Origin of the sequence: Stieleria tagensis (assembly GCF_024129865.1) — a bacterium.
Classification (GTDB): domain Bacteria; phylum Planctomycetota; class Planctomycetia; order Pirellulales; family Pirellulaceae; genus Stieleria; species Stieleria tagensis.
In genome coordinates this window covers 1-1,668 of the sequence record NZ_JAMYFE010000001.1, presented here as the reverse complement: position 1 = coordinate 1,668, position 1,668 = coordinate 1, and the positions used below count along the sequence as shown (strand labels likewise).

At 55.6% G+C, this 1,668-nt stretch carries 3 protein-coding genes; all 3 read right to left on the bottom strand.

The window, feature by feature from the left end:
- Positions 1–125: 125 nt before the first annotated feature.
- Positions 126–272, bottom strand: coding sequence for a hypothetical protein (locus tag NHH03_RS00015; protein ID WP_253153530.1), 147 nt, complete (start codon positions 270–272; stop codon positions 126–128).
- Positions 273–536: 264 nt separating this feature from the next.
- Positions 537–974 carry a hypothetical protein gene (locus NHH03_RS00010; protein ID WP_253153529.1) on the bottom strand — a complete coding sequence of 146 codons (438 nt, stop codon included), beginning with the start codon at positions 972–974 and terminating at the stop codon, positions 537–539.
- Positions 975–1,409: 435 nt separating this feature from the next.
- The coding region (locus NHH03_RS00005) for a hypothetical protein (RefSeq protein WP_253153528.1) at positions 1,410–1,668 on the bottom strand (259 nt) is incomplete at its 5' end.

Below are 1,668 nucleotides of genomic sequence, written 5' to 3'. Positions count from 1 at the left end.
TGAGTCTCATCCTCGTAACGGGAGCGATTTCCGAGATCGCGACGATTGATTTGAAACCCAGACAGAAACCAGATCGCGATTCCGGAACATCGCATAGTTCCCGTCTTCTTCGAAGTTCGGAGTGATCATGATATTCGGTTGATGAAGACCGTGCCAATATTCAGCCTGAATTCTGGTACCAGTACCACCGGCTCGGCCAGGGTCCGGTCGGCACCCAAGGCGTCGGACGTCGGCAGCGGATCAACCAGGCCAGACACAGACGATTGGTTCATGCGGTTCGTTTTGCTGGGCAATTGCGATGGGCGTGTCATTGCCCATCAGGAGCGTGTGAAAAACACCAAGCAACAACGGACGTTGCTGGCAGTTTGCAGTTCGGAAATCGATCGCCTCAAATTCACGTTTGCATCGCAACACACGAGCAGCCAAATTCACTACTTCTACGAGAGTCGTCACGGGAACGGCGGCCGTCACCGAGGACGGGCGAAAGACCAACCACTTTAAAGCCGTCGACTCCCGTCCTTCGGTGCACGGCATTGTTACCCGCGATTGTGAACGAAACGGGACAAGTAGAATAGCAACAAGAGGTGGGCGACGCCAAGAATCACGTGATACAGGACAGTCAGTACGCTACCGGTGATCGCAAACGCGAGAATTGGATGCGTCACGAATGCTTGTAGCGCGTCAGCACCGAGGGTGATCAGAGACCAAACGGAGATGATCGCGAGAATAGCGAATGCAGAAAACGAAATCGGCCGATGGTAGTCCGAAGAGAATTGACGGGCCGAGAGTCCCGCCGTGCAAAGCCCCATGAAGACAGCAATCCAAAGTTGGCTGAGCCAGTGGGCGTCGAGTTCCTGGCCTGAAATTGCCCAGGCTATGACGATCACAGTCGTGAACAACGTCGAACCGAAAATGAAGGCACGTCGCGGATCGGACATGAGCCAGTCAGACAACTCTTGACCACTACGATTCATCACAATTGTTCGTACGGGTAACGATTGGGATTAACGAGTCGGCGGCGAATGACATGGACCACAGTTCCAGACCTGATTCCGCCGATCCGTTACATCCCGTGGTTACGAGCTCTCTTTTCAATTTGGTTTGAAGCTCGCGGGCAGTTTGTGCCAGCGTAGCCGTCTGGAATCGCGATCGCAACTTTGGGTGTTGGGTGCGGCAGGGACGGGTATTGGGTTGGGCACTGGGCGGGTGTTGGTTGAATCGGTAAAAGAAGCGTGGGGATCGCCGGCGACAAGGCCATCCGAGGAGTGTCATCGCGCCGTCGACGGCGATCCCGTCGCTTCGCATGTGGTTAATCGATTGAGCTGGAAATTGTTTTTTCGTGGCCGACCACTGGGCGGTCATGCCGGTCGCGCACGAAAGGCGACGACGAGTCGAAGCGTCGGCGACAATCAGTCAGCGTATCCAAAGCAAGTCGCCGGCGGTTCGGCTGGTCGTCGCCGCCGATGCCATTCGATGGGCGTATGCAATTCGCAAGCGTCTCCATCCCCGGCAATCGAGCGTTGCCATTCGCAAATCGTTTGAGCGCGAAGCAGATTCGTTCCGACCGCGAGAGAAGGGCGTTGCCGCCCGGCAAACCGACCGCATGCATCCGATTCACAATTCGTCCACAACTTCAGCTGAGTCTCATCCTCGTAACGATACGCATCA